This is a genomic window from Flammeovirga sp. SJP92 (assembly GCF_001583495.1).
Taxonomy (GTDB): domain Bacteria; phylum Bacteroidota; class Bacteroidia; order Cytophagales; family Flammeovirgaceae; genus Flammeovirga.
Genome location: NZ_LQAQ01000015.1, coordinates 43230 through 60026 on the forward strand (window position 1 = coordinate 43230; position 16797 = coordinate 60026).

Consider the following 16797-nt stretch of genomic DNA (forward strand, 5'->3'; position numbering starts at 1 on the left):
TCCTTCAGATCATCAGAAATCTCCTGATTTCTAAATACTATAAATAACGAAAACTTAGTTTACCGCAAACTTTCAATCAATTATTCTGCAGGCTTTTATGTCCTACTTCCAAGCGTCCTTCTTCTTCATTTTTCCATTGATGAAAAACGAAGCAAAAAATCTAGGCTTAGAAGTCAAAAGCTAAATTTCATTCCACTCGCCTAAATGATTTTAAACTCGCTTTGCTCAAACAAGAAAATCATTTTTTAACGGCTCAATGCATGAAATTCTTAACGCTTTTCCCTTCAATGCCAGGGGGGAGTACTACCAAACGAGTTAGATAGAAAACCCACTGGCACGAATGTTAAGCGTTAGCGTCATTCGTGCCTTACAGATCATTAGAAATCTCCTGATTTCCAAACACTATAAATAACGAAAACTTAGTTTACAATGTAAATAAGTTTAGACTGATACAAAAAAGCGAACCCTTTATGGATTCGCTTTTTATTTTTATTCTAAATGCTTTGTGAGTTGGTCTTAACTATAATCTGAACGTTACACCAAACTGTCCCCCAGAAACTGTTCCTCCTCCAAATTGAAGATTCAGCCCTATTAGATCTGTTATAAACCAACGGCCACCCACTTGAATACCACCACCAAAACCAGTAGAAGAATGACTATATCCATAAAAACCAACATTGGCTCCTGCATATAAATCCCACTCCGAAGATAAATTTAATAAGCGGTTAAAATGATAATTACCAATAGCAGATAATGTCCATGCTGAACGGTCTTTGTGGTTATCCCAACGATTATGATAAGAGAAAACACCTCCTACCGAAATATCAGGATGAAAGCCATTGTACTCTCCACCAATATAAAATGGCACACCATGGTTACTAAACCCAAATCCAGTATTTAAAAACCATGCGTGATTTCCTGAATAGGAACCTCCACTTTTTGAATTAGTGCTTTGCTGTTTTTTTTCTTGAGCTAAACTAAAAGTCGAAATCAATAATCCAGATATTAATAGCAGTACATATCTGAAATTTGTCAGTTTAATTTTCATAATAGGTTTCATTGTTAAACTTAAAACAAAGTAAACAATTCGATGAAAACTATTATGTTAATTGTATCATAATAAATAAAAAACAGTGATAAAAAATCATCACACTCTTAGAATAGGGCAATACGGACATTTCATTAAGAAAAGTAATATGTCTTTATATTTAAAAAGCCCGCAACGATTGTTGCGGGCTTCTATTCTAATAAGGTCTAATTTTACATTAACCCTAGCATATCTTCAACACTCTTGTCTTCCAATGTTTTCCCAACAAAATGTACTGGAGGAAGTTTGAAGCCAATCACTAAAATATCATCTGTTTGCTTTTCAGATGCTTGCATCCACTCATTGATTGTCATTGCAATGATGGATTTTTGCTCAAACATTGGCTTCTGAGCTACATCAAGGAAAAGTTTTCTCATATTTTTCTTATAGAACTTCTGTCCTTTCTCTCCTCCAAACTGATCCTGATAACCGTCTGTACACATGTAAACGGCATCAAGCTGTGCATTAGGATCATCCAAACGAATCATATGATTAGTGAATGACTGATATTGTTTCTTTTTGAAAACATGACCGCCAATAGATTGTCTTTCTCCGGCAACCACCTCAATTTCTCTATTTCCGATAGCATCTTTCTTTACTAAATAAAGAGGATGATGAGCACCTGCATAAGTCAGTTCTCGCTTTTTCTTGTTGATCACACAAATACCGATATCCATGCCATCTTTATTATTCATTCTCTCCTGTTGTAGCACTACTCTAATCCTCACATTCAATTCATCTAATAACTGTGCAGGTGTAAGATGTTCTTTTGAATTGATCAGATTAGATAATATTTCTCTACCCAAAATCGACATAAAAGCACCAGGAACACCATGTCCAGTACAATCGGCCACTGCCAGATATGTATAATCTCCTTTGCTTTCCAGCCAATAGAAATCACCACTTACAATATCTTTTGGCCTATAGAATACGAAAGCATCTTCGAACTGAGAACGAATTAATGAGATATTAGGTAAAAGAGCCTGCTGAATTCTCTTCGCATACTGAATACTGCTCGTCTGCTGAGAGTTTTTCTTCTCTAATTCTTCTAAAGTACCCTGCAATAGTAAATTACTGCTCATTAACTCATCTCTATGCCTGTTGATCTGCTGTGTTTTCTTCAACACTTGCGTCTCCATATCCTCATAGTTGATAGCCGTCTGCAATGCACTCACAGCGTACACAACAATACTTCCAAGCATATTAATTTCTACATCGGAGTAGGCATTCGGTCTGTCATTGTGAATGGCTAAAACACCTATTTTACCTGTAGGTGTGGTCAGTGGCAAGTAGATCAGAGAAGCGGCCTTTTTGTGTGTAATCACAGGCAACAAGTGTTTATAAGGATTACTTGCTCCTCCTAAAAAGTCTTCGCAGATTATAGCTTCCTGAGAATTATAACATGTCACTCCCAAGTGAGTATTATCCAAAAGAGATCGTTTTAATTCATAATATTTCCCTTCCTTATCATACCCTTGATAGTGCATTTCATCCTCATGAACAATCCCCACCATAAAGAGCGAAAAGTCCAACACATTACTTAATGCACGGTTGAATTCTTCTATAATTTCACTAACTGAGGTATGGTTACTAATCTTGTTACCAATCTGTCTAATTGTATCAATTTTCTCATACGTAGTGGCAAGTTCTTCTTTCTGTTTTAGAATTTCCTCGCTCCTGTCATTCATCTTTTCTAAAACATAATTAAAGTCTCTTGAGAGTGCTCCAATTTCATCTTTGGTATTGATTGTATAAATTTTCCCTTGAAACTTATCTTCCACTATTTTATGAATAGATTTAGATAACTCATTGATTGGTTTACCTAAACGATTCAATAAATAATATAACAATAGAGCATTAACTAAAATGATACTAAAAGCTGATACAAAAAGGATTATGATATTGATACTCTGCCAATATCTTTCATATTCTTTGACTACCTCTGAAATGTTCTGAATGTCTTTTTCAATAATATTTAAAGAAACATTCAAATTGTCTTTTATTCCAGAATGACCAAAATAACCCAACTCAGCATCTAGATTGACGAGCTTTTGAAAGTACTGTTCATAATTATCCAAAGCTCCTTTAAGATAAACCCTTCCATATTTATCAGAAACAGTTTTATCAATATCTACTTTGAGTGCCTCAATGACTGTAGAAAGCTTTTTTGCATAAGCTTTGTCTTTTCTCAAAATATAATCCTTCTCATGTCTTCTCAATGATAAAATCTTCACTTGATCAAGATCATATCCAGAGTTCATGACACTGTACACTGAACGTCTCATGTCACCTTCTACTCCATAGCTTTTAAAACCACGTTTTAATTGTACAGCTACTAATGAATCTAGAGTAGTATGATATAATGAGATGGACTTTTCAAGATTACGAAGAGGTACAATCACATTGGCTCTCTTTACATATTCATTGACATAAAACTTGTCAATCTGTTCGTTGATTTCTGAAATTAACTGTTTGTTCTTTTCTATGTATTTGTTCTTTTTGGTCTCATAGAAAGTAGGGTTGATCGTTTCAGATAGTAAAAAAGATTGCTGTCCTGCTTTAATTTTTTGGACCTTATTTGAAACAGTTGCAAGATCAATTACAACGTTCTCAGCATTGGTTGTTGTATTTCTAATGTAAGCATACACAAAAAACACAACACTGATTATCAGTAAGTTTGTAGCAAATGACCAAACAAGCCTTGTTTTAATACTTTTTGCTTGTCTTTTTTGAGGAGTTAATTTCATGATTGTAGTAGTTCGAAATTTAGAATGCTGGAATATATCCTTTATGAGCAACTACTTGCTGTCCTTTATCTGACAATGCAAACTTCACAAAACGCAGTACTGTATTCTTTTCAGAGTCTCTGTAGTACAAATAAAGTGGTCTTGATAAAGGATAGATTTTTTGAAGTGCATTTCTAAACGAAGGATAGATATAATCCTTGTTATTAACGCTTACAGATACCGGCTGTACTATTTCATCAACGTAGGCAATACCGCAGTAGCCAATTGCACCTTCTTCCTTACTCACTTTTTCAACTACGGCAGAATTAGATTGTACTTCTACGCTCCCTTCACGCAATGGGGCACTTCTCATTACTTCTGATTTAAAAAAGCCAAAACTACCAGAGTTTTCATCTCTCGTCACCACTAAAATTGGAATATCTTCTCCTCCTATTTCACTCCAATTAGTAATTTCGCCTTTGAAAATTTTAGCAATAGTTTGAACTGATAGTTTTTTAACTGGATTAGATGGATGCGTAATGATGGATAAAGCATCAAAAGCTATTACTTTCTCCATTAAACGATCATATTGATCTTCAATTTTTTCTTTTTCGCCAGATTTTACTTTTCTTGATGATAGTGCAAATTGAACAGCATAGTCAGACAACCCTCTGAAACCCAATGAGCTTCCTCCTCCTTGTACATCTATGGATGCAGAAGATGAGTAAGTATCAACTAAAGCTTCAACGACAGGGAGCATTGTATCACTTCCTTGTCCTCTTAATGTGTTTGTTTGTGCGTTTGTCTTAGTAGTAAATATGCAAGTATAAAAAAGTATTACTGTTATGAATTTTTGAGATAGATTCTTCATTGTTTCAGCATTTTATTGTATCACAAAAGTCGAAATCTAATGTTACAAGAATAAGTCTTAATCTTTACATTATCTTGATCTATTAAGTGATACATATACACTTAATAGTAATATAAAATCGTTAATAAATCCTCTTTTAAACTGATATTATCAATATTTAGTGATAGTTTAGCACTTTTCTAATGTTAACATAATGAGAACAATTTGGATTTGGCTATTTAAAATGGCCGGTTGGAAGGTAGAAGGAGTTTTCCCTGAAAATGTAAAAAAAATGGTGGTCGTTGTAGGCCCACATACCAGTTTCTGGGACTTTATGGTGGGTGTTCCCGCACGTGATATTGTTGGTATTAAAGCGAAGTTCTTTATTAAAAGTACTCTTTGTAAAGGTCTTCTAGGACGTTTTTTAAAGAGACAAGGAGCAATTCCTGTCGTTAGAACAAAAAATACACGATTAGTTGACCAAGTCATAACGGAATTCAATAACAGAGAAGAGTTAATCATGGCTGTAACCCCTGAAGGGACAAGGTCTTATAATGATAATTGGAAAACTGGATTTTATAGAATCGCATTAGGAGCAAATGTTCCAATTTATATGGTAGGTATGTGTTTCAAAACCAAAAGAGTAGTATTTGGAGAATCTATAATTCCGTCAGGCGACATTGAGAAAGATACTCTCAAAATTAAGACGTATTTAAGTCAGTTTAAAGGGAAACATCCAGAGAAAGGAATTTTTGTTTAAAATCTAGCTCTAGATGTTTTCATCTTCGGATTATAAACTATTTTATTCCTTATCTTTCAAAATCCCGATATTAAAACAGAATTTAAATACAAGCTGATTATAATTCATAACAGCTATCTCTTCTGCTAATTTCACATTTGGAATGAAGTGATACACCGTTGAAAACTGAAATATTCCAATACTTAATCCTAATTCTGGAGATACTCCAAAAGCATTTACAGTTGGAAATTCTGCAACAAGCTCATCGGAACTAAGTAAACCAAAGAAAGGAACAAGGACTAATGGAGAGACTGCTTTAGCATTAATTCTATAATAACCAGCTCCCAACCCTAAAAAAGGCTTTAATTTTCTATTGCCTAAATAATACTTACCTCTTAATGAATAACTTGTTATTTCTGATGATAAAATAAAATCAGATTCTTCACCATCTGTCCCTATATAATTGAGATTGAGATAAGCTTCTACACCTACTGCAGTTTTGGGATTGATATGGTAAAAACTATTGACAAAAATTCCGGCCCCTCCGCCACTTATCTTATATTCATTTACATTACTATAAGTGAGGTTGTTTTCAAAACCAAGTCCAAGAGTTAGCTTTTTTTCTTGTGCCTTTAGGCTTGTTGATGAAAGAATAATCAATGAAAAAATAAATAATTTAAGTTTGCACATTGTATTGAAGAGTTAAAAAATTGAGAAAGTTACTATACAATAGGTATAGTTGAGTTTTAGTTCACTTATTCATACGACATGCAAAATTGAATGTATGACAATTACAATTAGTTAAATTATGTTATTATTTAGATAAATTCTAAACAGCGTTCTGTGATTAAAAGGCAGAAAATATGGATATAACTTGCATAAAAGTCACTTATAGAGGTATTAAAGATTATAGTTTACAATGCACCAGCAAGGTTAAGCTCTATTAAAAAGTTCATTCACTTTATCCTCCATTAAAAAAACTTGAAGTCCAAACTGATAATTCAGCCAAACATAACTATAAGGGCTCAGCGGTGTATGATCATCTGTATATTTATCATTCAACGAGGCCAACTCCTCTCTTGACGAAGTTAATCTTAGGTTGATCTTTTCTGGTGTATCGAAAGAATTATTTGACAACTGTTCAATCATCATATCAATACGCGATGTAAAAATTTCATGCTTTTCCTTGATGGAATAAAGCTGAGAGATATACTGATTACCTATTTCAGAAGCGAAAGTAGACGTATTTAATAACTCAATTATTCCAGACATCCTTCTGAGAATCACCATTGTTTCTTCTAGTTCTTTTGACTTGTTTTTGTAATAGCTACTCTCCTTTTTTACATGAACAATTATTTTCCGTTGTTTACGAATAGATGCAATAATATCACTGATTTCTAAAAGATAGGATTCTTCTACCAGATCTCCCTCTACTACGCTCTTGTATTCTTTATTAATCAAAGATAGAGCATGAGACATTTCAAATTTTAGTTCTCTAACACCACGAATTGGAAATATTAAAGAGAAGACCAATGTAATAATCCCTCCAAAGATAATGTTTCCTGACCTCCACAAAGCTGTATCCAAGCCTTCGCTCTCATTGACTCCTAGAAGAATTACAAGTGTCATCACTCCTATCAAATAAGCATAGGGATATTTTTTGAAAACAACTAATCCAAACAATGGTATAGAAACAAGGATAATCACGGTTTGAATCATCACATTATTTTGAAATAATATCAAGGTAGCTACTCCTAATAAAGCTCCTGTCACCGTTCCTAATATTCTTTGTAAAATACGGTGAATAATTCCTCCAAACTCTGGCACCGGTCCTATTAATACAACCACCGTAATACTCACCCATGAGCCATGGGGGATTTCCAATAGATTGACAAGAATGAAACTTAACCCCACCAAAACCATGGTCCTGATCAGGTGTACTCTTTCTACATTTTGATAGATATATGTTTCGATCTTCTTGTTCATACTCTATTATAACATTTCTTACTATTTAATATACAATGCATTCTCATAAAACTAAAACTGGTTCAAGTCTTAAGCTGAAAGCGTGACTTGGACCTATATATGAAAAAGTCTGTTGACTTTTAGTACCAAATAATGTTACTACAGCTATAAGTCTTCAGACTTATAACAACAATTGCAAACACAAGTGACGCTTCGCTGAACACTTGCGCTAGTCTGTATAATACTACTTGCTTTAAACTCTATACATAGCCAAAAAGCATAAAAAAGGCTACCTCTTTCGAAGTAGCCTCTTATTATCTCTAATTCCTAGTCAATATTACATAGACTCGTGGAATGTTCTTTGAATCACCTCTAATTGGTGCGCTCTTGATAATCTGATGAAGTTCACAGCGTATCCAGATACACGGATTGTTAACTGTGGATAGTTCTCAGGATTTTCGTAAGCATCCATTAAAGTATCTCTATTCAATACGTTTACGTTTAAGTGGTGAGCCATACCGCCTTCTTCAGCGAAGTAACCATCCATCATAGTTACAAGGTTTTTCACTTGAGTACCTCTATCAGAACCTAATGACTTAGGAACGATTGAGAATGTATTTGAGATACCGTCTTGAGCATCATTGTAGTCTAATTTTGCAACAGAGTTCAATGAAGCAACAGCACCGTTTGTATCACGACCGTGCATTGGGTTAGCACCTGGAGCGAATGGCTCACCAGCCTTACGACCGTCAGGAGTAGCACCAGTTTTCTTACCGTACATTACGTTTGAAGTAATTGTCAATAATGACATTGTAGGTACAGCGTTACGGTACGTTTTGTGCTTCGCTAACTCAGTGAAGAAGATATGAGAGATTTCTTTAGCGATGTTATCTACTTCGTCGATGTCGTTACCATATTTAGGGTAATCACCTTCGATTTCGAAGTCAACAGCTAAACCGTTCTCATCACGAACTGGCTTCACTTTAGCATTCTTGATTGCAGATAATGAGTCAGCAATGATAGAGATACCAGCAGCACCGTAAGCCATATCGATACCTGGATCAGTGTCCAAGAATGCGAATTGTGCTTTTTCGTAGTAGTGCTTGTCGTGCATGTAGTGAATGATGTTCATAGTCTTCACATAAACACGAGCAACTTCTTTCATTGTTTTCTTGAATTGCGTCATTACTTTGTCGTAATCCAAGTACTCATCGTTAGCCATTGAATCGATACCATTCACTGTCAATACGTTTTTGTTTTCGTCATGACCAGCGTTGATTGCCATCAATAATGCTTTTGGTAAGTTTGTACGTGCACCGAAGAATTGGATTCTTTTACCGATTTCTTGGTAAGATACACAACAAGCGATACCATAGTCATCTGATCCACGGTTAGGACGCATTAAATCGTCATTTTCGTATTGGATAGATGAAGTATCAATTGATACTTGAGAACAGAAATCTTTGAAACCTTCAGGAAGATCTTTTGACCAAAGTACAGTTAAGTTTGGCTCTGGAGATGCTCCTAAGTTATAAAGTGTTTGTAAGAATCTGAATGAAGTCTTAGTCACTTTAGTACGACCGTCGTGGAATTGACCACCGATTGCTTCAGTTACCCAAGTTGGGTCACCACCGAAGATCTCGTCATAAGCACCTGGACGTAAGTGACGAACCATACGTAATTTCATTACGAAGTGGTCGATATATTCTTGAGCTTCAACTTCATTGATAGTACCTGCTTCTAAGTCTCTTTGGATATAGATATCTAAGAAAGAAGATACGTTACCTAATGACATTGCAGCACCATCTTGCTCTTTTACAGCCGCTAAGTATGCAAAGTATACAGCTTGTACAGCTTCTTTTGCAGTTTCAGCAGGACGAGTTACATCTAAACCGTACATTGCAGCCATCTCAGCGATGTCTTTCAATGCAGAGATTTGAGAAGTAATCTCTTCACGTAATTGGATGTTCATAGCGATGTCCGCTCCTGAACCTTCGCTTAAACCTTCCTCAATGTTAGCAAAATCTTTTTGTTTTGCTGCGATTAATTGATCTGTACCGTAAAGTGCTAAACGACGGTAGTCACCAATTACACGACCACGTGCATAGTTATCAGGAAGACCAGTTAAAACACCTAATGAACGGTAAGTTCTGATTTCTTTATCATATGCTGAGAACACTTGGTTGTTGTGATCTTTTGCATAGTTAAATACGTTTTCTACAGCTGGGTTAACCGTTTTACCTTTTTCTTCTACAGCGTTTTTAACAACTCTATATCCACCGAAAGGCTTCATAGCACGCTTTAAAAGCTCATCAGTCTGTAAACCAACGATTGTTTCTAATTCTTGGTTGATGTAACCTGCTTTATGAGAAGTTACAGTAGAGATTGTATCCGTGTCGATGTCACGGCAACCATTATTTTCTCTTTCTTCTTTCATACCTGCTAAGCAGATATCCCAAAGCTTTTTAGTTGCCTCAGTTGCTTCCGCTAAGAAAGAAGCGTCTCCATAATAAGGTGTAACGTTATTTACTACAAAGTCATAAACGTTGATTTCGTTTTGCCACTTTGTTCCTTTTAATTGAGAGTTTAATACAGCGTTTTCCATTCTATTCTTTTGGTTTTTCTTTACAATCTACATTTACACTAAACGGTATTTTTAACGTTCAGATGTCTATGTTTAGTTTTATTAATTAAATCAACTTAAATTCTCTAGCTAGCAACTTTGCTGTCCTTCAAATCTTTTTTAAGCTGTGAATTTTCTTTTTCCATGTCTGGCTTCACAAACATCCACCAGTAAATTGTCCCTACAAAGAAGGCTCCTCCTACGATGTTTCCTAACGTTGCAGGAATTAAGTTGGTGATGATAAAATCTGACCAAGTAATGTCAGCACCATTAAACATCGCCGCCGGAATCACATACATATTGGCAATACAGTGTTCGAAACCAAATGTTACGAAAGTCATTACCGGGAACCAGATTCCGATTACTTTACCCATCACATCTTTTGCAGCATATGCTTGCCAAGCGGCCAAACATACTAGCCAGTTGGCCCCTACTGCTTTAAAGAAAGTCTTATAAAAAGGATTACCCACTTTATGTTCTGCCACACCGATTAATGAGTTATGGAAGACCTCTGCGTCAACCACTCCTGTTAATGTTGTGATGAAGTAAGCCACAAAAAGAGATCCTATAAAGTTACCTAAGTAACCAAAGCCCCAAACTTTTCCTAGTTTCCCCCAAGATTGATCTTTTGAGAAAACTGAAACGGTCATCATTGCAGTACTTGATGTGAATAATTCTGCTCCTGCAATAATTACTAAAACTAGTCCTACTGGGAAAACTGCACCCATCAGAAACTTTGTGATACCAGGGTTTTCAGCTGCAATTCCAGGTGATCCTCCTCCAACAATTATGGCTAATAAGAATCCGAAGGCTACATACGCGCCTCCTAAAAATCCGAAGACCAACAATTGTTGAATGGACATATTTCCTTTCTGAAGTGCCCCTCCTCTAATATTACTTAAAATCTCTTTTGGCGATGAATATCCCATACAATATGAAAGTTTATAAGATTATCTCTTTGTGATGATACAAATATGAAAGTAGTAGAAATCTATTTCAGTGATCGTCATCACTAAAATTTCGTGATGACATATGATTATACGTAAATAGCTATTTTACACATAGTTAATTAACACTTGTATGCAAAAAACTTTCAAAAAAAGGCCCTTTTTTTATTGTACTTTTTACATGTAAATCAAAAAAAAGAAATGAATTTTCTCACTTAGCGTAAAGAATCAAAACGCGAAAATTCGCTTTCCTGCAAACGAACATATATATACGTCATTTGATTTAAATTTATTTTGTAAATTGGTTAAACCATTAAAAAATTGGGACTTTTAAACTACTCTATTCTAACTTTTTTAACCACTTCTATAGCATATGGGACATCAACACCACCATCACTCTCATGGCCAACATCATGATTCTACAAAAAATATCGGCTGGGCATTTTTTCTTAATCTGGCCTTCACAATTTTTGAATTCATTGGAGGATTTTATACCAATTCCATTGCCATACTTTCTGATGCTGTACATGATTTAGGTGACACTATAGCAATTGGTGCGGGTTATTTCTTTGAGAAATATTCTAATAAAAAAGAAAACACCACTTATACTTATGGCTATAGACGTTATTCCACATTATCAGCTATTATTAATATCATTGTTCTGACTTCAGGTTCCATCCTTATTATAGTTAATACAATTCCCCGTTTAATTCAACCTGAAGAAGTCCATTCTGAAGGAATGCTTTTGATGGCTTTTATTGGTGTAGCGGTCAATGGCATGGCCGTTTTCAAGTTGTTTGGAAATAAAAACTCAGCCAATCAAAGAGTTATGATGCTTCACTTGATGGAAGACACAATGGGATGGGTTGCTGTATTGATTGGTGCTTTGGTGATGAATTTCTATGACCTTCCTATTATTGACCCTCTACTATCACTCGGCATCGCCTCTTTTATATTATATAATGCCATTAAAAACCTGATTGGCATTCTCCCTATTTTCCTTCAGGCTGCACCCCATAATATCAACCAAGAGGAAATCATCGATGATTTGAAGAAAATCAGTAATGTTGAAGATGCTCATGACCTTCATTTATGGTCATTGGATGGGGAATTTAACATCATGAGCCTTCATTTAGTAGTGGAGAATTCTACAGATATGTGCCGATGTGCTGAAATAAAGAAAGAGGTGAGAGAAATTATCAAGAAAGATAAGATCAAACATATTACCATAGAGATTGAGCGTTTGGAAGAAGAATGCCTTGAAGGATAAATGATAGGTGGTAATTAGTGTTGATACCTATTTATGTTATTTCCTTGGTTTATTTCTAAATAAGTCTTTGAATACATCAATGGTCAATGCTAAACCTAAAATACCGGCGATCACGTAACCTGCAATTGCAAATTTATTAATGAAAGTGGCATTCTCAGCTACTGCCATTGATGATGATGCTATTAATAAGCAACCGATAATAATACCGATGGTCAATTTATTAATTCCATTTCTAAATGAATCCAATATGGGTTGGGTTTCTTCCAAAGTAATCATCACATCAATCTTCCCTTTTTTAATGAGAGCGATGATTTCTTTTATATCAGCCGGAAAGTTTTTAAAGTCTCGAATTCCATACACCAAATCAAGCAACAATTCTCTTTGCCCTTTGGAAGTGAGAAAGTGCATTTGATATTTTAATATAAATGGCTTGATCTCCTTTAGAAGATTCATTTTGGGATTAATTTCCAATGCAGTGCCTAGCACAAGTGCCAAGGCTTTAGCTAAAGTGACAAAATAATTAGGAAGTTTGATATTATAGCCAAACATAATTGTCATCACTTTCTCCGTAAAACTTGCCCATGGAATGGTGCTGACATCTTGATCCAAAAACTGAAACAGATCATGTAATTGGTATTGAAGGTTTTTTCTATTCTCCTTCGTAATCTCATGTGTTAGAGCTATTCTTTTGATGGAATGAATCACCCTATCTGTATTTTTAGAAAGAAATGCCTCTAAGAACTCACCAATTACTGTGGTATCTTCTTTTAATAAATGCCCCACAATACCAAAGTCAATAAAACATAGTTTTAGATCTTTTGTTATGAAAATATTTCCTGGGTGGGGGTCCGCATGATAGAAACCATATTCAATAATCTGCTGAAAAAATGATTTCACTAAGTTTCTACTGATCACCTCTTTTTGCTGTTCGGTGGCAGTCATGATGAAATCATTCATCTTTTTACCATTGGCAAACTCCATACACAAGATTTTGTTCGTGCATAGTTCTTTGATTACCTTGGGTGCAGTGGTTGTCTTAGAATGTTTAAAGTAAGTATAGAACTGTTCTTGATTTCTTTTCTCTATAGAATAGTTTAATTCATTTTTTAAAGTAATCTCAAACTCGTCAAATAGACGAAGGGGATCCATTTTCGCAATATTCTTACTTGACCGAGTAACAATTCTCAAAATAGAGCGGATAATTCTCAGGTCTTCACTGACTGTTGCACTAGCAGAGGGTTTTCTTACTTTTAATACTAAGGGTTTGTTATCTCTTTCTACAGCATAAGTTTGACCGATAGATGCTATTCCTAATGGTTTATCATTTATCTTAGTAAAAGTTGCCAACTCGTCTTCTCCCAACTCCTCTTTGATCACCTCTTCAACTTCAAAAGAATCATCCTCTTTTACTTCATCTTGCAACTTTTTGAGTTCTTTAATATATTCTATAGGAAGCAAGTCTGCACGGTTGCTCAACATTTGTCCCAGCTTAATAAAAGTCGGTCCCAGTTCTTCTATTGCCAATCGAAATCTCACTTCAATAGGTTCTCTTGATATTTCAAGATGTTTATCTAAAATCTTATTGGGTATAAGATGGGAAATACTGGAATTGACCAACCAACTCTGAAAACCATACTTCACCATGACTTGTACAATTTCTATATATCGATTGGAATAGGTTGTTTTCGTTTGCATTTATACATTTTTAATTGATGTGCAAAATAAAAAGATCTGACTTTTGAACTCCTTTTATGAAGTTAAGTTATTTCTTAGAGAATTCATTGATTTTGTGAAAAGGGCATATAAAAAACGAATCAATAAGAAAATCCTATTGATTCGTTCATGAAAACTAAATAAATGCTTATTGATAAGTTATATCAATTGTTAATCTGAGTTTATATACTACATAATTCTTTATTACCTCTGTAGTTAATATGTTAAAAACTGTCTATTTGAAATCTTTATCCTCGTGTATTATCTAACGGTGTTTACCAACACATAATAGACGTTATTTTACTGAAACGTCTTTTTTATGGAGTGAAACCTCCTATCTAGAGCACAAAAAAAGCTACTCCTTATTAATAAGAAGTAGCTCTGAAATACATTGATATAAAATGTATTTACTAGAATGGCAAATCACCATCAATATCATCTCCTCCTACTGGTGGTGGCGGAGGTGGAGGTGTGTTTGTTTGTGCTGGAGCAGGTGAACCGTAAGTAGGTTGTTGCTGTTGTGGTGCAGCAGCAGGTTGAGCCTGAGATGCTGGGTTAATTCTCCATGCTTCAAGGTTTGTGAAATAAATTGTTTCACCACCTTTGTCAAAAGGTCTACCTTTTAAATCAAATGTAACAGCAATATCATCACCCTCATTATAGCTATCCAATAAATTACAACGGTCTTGTGTTGCTTGGAACTTAATGTATTGTGGGTAGCTTCCTTCCTGAATCAAAAGAACGAAATCTCTTTTCTTGAAAGTGGCTGTCACTTGTGCTGTATCCATGATCTTTTCGATCTTGCCTACTACTTCAAATGCCATATTTATAAATTTTTCTTTATTCTTGTTTCCAATAAAACACGAAGCTACGAAAGGTTATTTACTTTTTTATACAATTCCTTCAAATATTCCTTACATTTTCTAAATAATCTGAGTCCTTATACTTTTAATAAGATTTTGATAATGTAACTTTAGATTATCTAGAAAGAATCTAACCATAAACACATCATGAACACTGACTTTTATGCTATTGAGGACTTGCTATCTGAAGATCAAGTTCTTGTTCAAAATTCAACATCAGACTTCATTCAGAAAAATGTTAAACCTATTATAGAGGAATACGCTCAAAAAGCTGAATTTCCACAGCACCTTGTATCACAATTTGGAGAAATGGGACTCTTCGGCCCTGCCATTCCTGTAGAATATGGTGGTGGTGGAATGGATTACATTTCTTATGGCCTTATCATGCAGGAGGTGGAGAAAGGGGATTCTGGTCTTCGCTCTATGGCTTCTGTTCAAAGCTCATTAGTAATGTTTCCTATTTATGAGTTTGGTTCTGAAGCACAGAAAAATAAATTTTTACCCAAACTTGCCACGGGTGAATATTTAGGCTGTTTTGGATTAACGGAGCCTAATCATGGTTCTAACCCTTCTGGTATGGAAACCACTTTAAAAAAGGAAGGGGATCATTATATTTTAAATGGTGCCAAAATGTGGATTACCAACTCTCCTGTTGCTGATATTGCTGTGGTTTGGGCTAAAAATGAGGAAGGAAGAGTAAAAGGTGTGATCGTAGAAAAAGGGATGAAAGGGTTTACTGCTCCTGAAATTCATAACAAGTGGTCATTGAGAGCAAGTATAACAGGAGAACTCGTTTTTGACAACGTGATCATTCCTAAGGAAAACATTTTACCTTTAAAAGATGGCTTGGGAGCTCCTTTAAAATGTTTGGATAATGCACGTTACGGTATTGCTTGGGGAGCTATCGGTGCGGCCATTGATTGTTATGAAACAGCTAAGAATTATTCTTTGGAAAGAATACAATTTGATCAGCCGATTGGTGGTTTTCAATTGACACAGAAAAAGCTTTCGGAGATGTTAACAGAAATCACAAAGGCACAATTGTTAGCTTTGAGGCTTGGACAGCTCAAAAATGCCGGAAAAGCAACCACAGCACAAATCTCTATGGCTAAACGTAATAATGTGGAAATGGCATTAAAAATTGCAAGAGAAGCGAGACAGATTTTGGGCGGAATGGGCATCACAGGTGATTATCCTATCATGCGACATATGATGAATTTGGAATCTGTGATCACCTATGAAGGCACACATGACATACATTTATTAATTTTGGGAGCTGAAATAACAGGTATACCAAGTTTCAAATAATTTATATGCAACAATACAGGTACTTTATCATTAATAAACCCTATGGGGTACTTCCACAGTTTTCTGATCAGGATGGAAGGAAAACATTGAAATCTTTAGGGAACTTCCCTTCTGATGTTTACCCAGTGGGGCGACTTGACTTAGACAGTGAAGGTCTATTGATCATCACTAATGATAAAGCCCTCAACCACCGTTTGCTTCACCCTAAGTTTGAACATCACAAAACTTATTTAGTTCAGGTGGATGGAGATATTACGGAAGAAGCGATTCAGAAATTAAAAAGAGGCACTGAAATTAATGTCAACAAACAACAGTACAAAACATTGCCAGCACAATGTAAAAAGGTTGAAAAACCTAAAAACCTTGAAGAGCGTGATCCTCCTGTTCGTTTCAGAAAGAATATCCCAACCTCTTTTATTGAATTAACCATTCATGAGGGAAAAAACAGACAAGTAAGGAAAATGACAGCTTCTGTTGGTTTTCCTACTTTAAGATTAAAAAGAATCAGTATTCAAAATCTCAGAATTGAAAAGCTTCCAATAGGTGGTATCATTGAATTAAAAAGAAGTGAGTTGTTGCCTTTATTGAAAATAAAAAATGAAGATTTAACTCCTCCTGCAAAGAAAAAAACATTTCAAAAAAACAGTTCTTATAAAACAAGAATGAGGACTGGAGGAATGAGGAGAAAAAAATAAGAAAAGGCCTC

General features: G+C 35.1%; 13 protein-coding genes. 4 read left to right on the top strand and 9 right to left on the bottom strand.

Annotation, left to right across the window (positions count from 1 at the left end):
- Positions 1 to 520: 520 nt before the first annotated feature.
- The 3 genes from AVL50_RS01645 to AVL50_RS01655 all read right to left on the bottom strand — a co-directional run bounded on the left by AVL50_RS01645 (position 521) and on the right by AVL50_RS01655 (position 4684).
- On the bottom strand, positions 521 to 1048 hold the full coding sequence (locus tag AVL50_RS01645) for a hypothetical protein (RefSeq protein WP_157491097.1): 528 nt from the start codon (positions 1046 to 1048) through the stop codon (positions 521 to 523).
- Between the two features lie 212 nt (positions 1049 to 1260).
- A complete protein-coding gene (locus AVL50_RS01650; protein ID WP_062614735.1) occupies positions 1261 to 3834 on the bottom strand; it encodes a SpoIIE family protein phosphatase in 2574 nt (857 codons plus the stop codon).
- Between the two features lie 19 nt (positions 3835 to 3853).
- On the bottom strand, positions 3854 to 4684 hold the full coding sequence (locus tag AVL50_RS01655) for a phosphate ABC transporter substrate-binding protein (protein WP_062614736.1): 831 nt from the start codon (positions 4682 to 4684) through the stop codon (positions 3854 to 3856).
- 193 nt (positions 4685 to 4877) lie between these two features.
- Here AVL50_RS01655 and AVL50_RS01660 point away from each other — a divergent pair, with 193 nt between their 5' ends.
- Positions 4878 to 5423, top strand: a complete 546-nt coding sequence (locus AVL50_RS01660) for a 1-acyl-sn-glycerol-3-phosphate acyltransferase (RefSeq protein ID WP_062614737.1) — start codon at positions 4878 to 4880, stop codon at positions 5421 to 5423.
- Positions 5424 to 5465: 42 nt separating this feature from the next.
- On the opposite strand, the gene AVL50_RS01665 is transcribed toward AVL50_RS01660, so the two are convergent.
- From AVL50_RS01665 to AVL50_RS01680, 4 genes are all read right to left on the bottom strand, one after another.
- Positions 5466 to 6092 (bottom strand): outer membrane beta-barrel protein, encoded by a 627-nt coding sequence (locus AVL50_RS01665; RefSeq protein ID WP_062614738.1) that lies wholly within the window; start codon positions 6090 to 6092, stop codon positions 5466 to 5468.
- Between the two features lie 243 nt (positions 6093 to 6335).
- On the bottom strand, positions 6336 to 7388 hold the full coding sequence (locus AVL50_RS01670) for an FUSC family protein (RefSeq protein WP_062614739.1): 1053 nt from the start codon (positions 7386 to 7388) through the stop codon (positions 6336 to 6338).
- Between the two features lie 316 nt (positions 7389 to 7704).
- A complete protein-coding gene (pflB, locus tag AVL50_RS01675; RefSeq protein WP_062614740.1) occupies positions 7705 to 9972 on the bottom strand; it encodes a formate C-acetyltransferase in 2268 nt (755 codons plus the stop codon).
- Between the two features lie 104 nt (positions 9973 to 10076).
- Positions 10077 to 10919 (bottom strand): formate/nitrite transporter family protein, encoded by an 843-nt coding sequence (locus AVL50_RS01680; protein ID WP_063850507.1) that lies wholly within the window; start codon positions 10917 to 10919, stop codon positions 10077 to 10079.
- A 391-nt stretch (positions 10920 to 11310) separates the two neighbouring features.
- Here AVL50_RS01680 and AVL50_RS01685 point away from each other — a divergent pair, with 391 nt between their 5' ends.
- Entirely contained in the window at positions 11311 to 12207 is an 897-nt protein-coding gene (locus tag AVL50_RS01685; RefSeq protein WP_062614741.1) for a cation diffusion facilitator family transporter, read from the top strand.
- Between the two features lie 36 nt (positions 12208 to 12243).
- Here the strand turns inward: AVL50_RS01685 and AVL50_RS01690 are convergent, their stop codons facing one another.
- Complete coding sequence (locus AVL50_RS01690; protein WP_062614742.1) at positions 12244 to 13902, bottom strand: AarF/ABC1/UbiB kinase family protein; 1659 nt, start codon at positions 13900 to 13902, stop codon at positions 12244 to 12246.
- A 428-nt stretch (positions 13903 to 14330) separates the two neighbouring features.
- Positions 14331 to 14744, bottom strand: coding sequence for a DUF3127 domain-containing protein (locus tag AVL50_RS01695; protein ID WP_062614743.1), 414 nt, complete (start codon positions 14742 to 14744; stop codon positions 14331 to 14333).
- A gap of 186 nt (positions 14745 to 14930) precedes the next feature.
- Between AVL50_RS01695 and AVL50_RS01700 the strand changes: the two genes are divergently transcribed.
- Positions 14931 to 16091 (top strand): acyl-CoA dehydrogenase family protein, encoded by a 1161-nt coding sequence (locus tag AVL50_RS01700; RefSeq protein ID WP_062614744.1) that lies wholly within the window; start codon positions 14931 to 14933, stop codon positions 16089 to 16091.
- Between the two features lie 5 nt (positions 16092 to 16096).
- Positions 16097 to 16786, top strand: a complete 690-nt coding sequence (locus tag AVL50_RS01705; RefSeq protein ID WP_062614745.1) for a pseudouridine synthase — start codon at positions 16097 to 16099, stop codon at positions 16784 to 16786.
- Positions 16787 to 16797: the final 11 nt, after the last annotated feature.

Bases quoted from the DNA above. Each gene is read 5' to 3' on its own strand.
- AVL50_RS01695 (WP_062614743.1), bottom strand. From the start codon at position 14,744: ATGGCATTTGAAGTAGTAGGCAAGATCGAAAAGATCATGGATACAGCA.
- AVL50_RS01645 (WP_157491097.1), bottom strand. From the start codon at position 1,048: ATGAAAATTAAACTGACAAATTTCAGATATGTACTGCTATTAATATCT.
- pflB (WP_062614740.1), bottom strand. From the start codon at position 9,972: ATGGAAAACGCTGTATTAAACTCTCAATTAAAAGGAACAAAGTGGCAA.
- AVL50_RS01650 (WP_062614735.1), bottom strand. From the start codon at position 3,834: ATGAAATTAACTCCTCAAAAAAGACAAGCAAAAAGTATTAAAACAAGG.
- AVL50_RS01655 (WP_062614736.1), bottom strand. From the start codon at position 4,684: ATGAAGAATCTATCTCAAAAATTCATAACAGTAATACTTTTTTATACT.
- AVL50_RS01705 (WP_062614745.1), top strand. From the start codon at position 16,097: ATGCAACAATACAGGTACTTTATCATTAATAAACCCTATGGGGTACTT.
- AVL50_RS01690 (WP_062614742.1), bottom strand. From the start codon at position 13,902: ATGCAAACGAAAACAACCTATTCCAATCGATATATAGAAATTGTACAA.
- AVL50_RS01660 (WP_062614737.1), top strand. From the start codon at position 4,878: ATGAGAACAATTTGGATTTGGCTATTTAAAATGGCCGGTTGGAAGGTA.
- AVL50_RS01685 (WP_062614741.1), top strand. From the start codon at position 11,311: ATGGGACATCAACACCACCATCACTCTCATGGCCAACATCATGATTCT.
- AVL50_RS01700 (WP_062614744.1), top strand. From the start codon at position 14,931: ATGAACACTGACTTTTATGCTATTGAGGACTTGCTATCTGAAGATCAA.
- AVL50_RS01670 (WP_062614739.1), bottom strand. From the start codon at position 7,388: ATGAACAAGAAGATCGAAACATATATCTATCAAAATGTAGAAAGAGTA.
- AVL50_RS01665 (WP_062614738.1), bottom strand. From the start codon at position 6,092: ATGTGCAAACTTAAATTATTTATTTTTTCATTGATTATTCTTTCATCA.
- AVL50_RS01680 (WP_063850507.1), bottom strand. From the start codon at position 10,919: ATGGGATATTCATCGCCAAAAGAGATTTTAAGTAATATTAGAGGAGGG.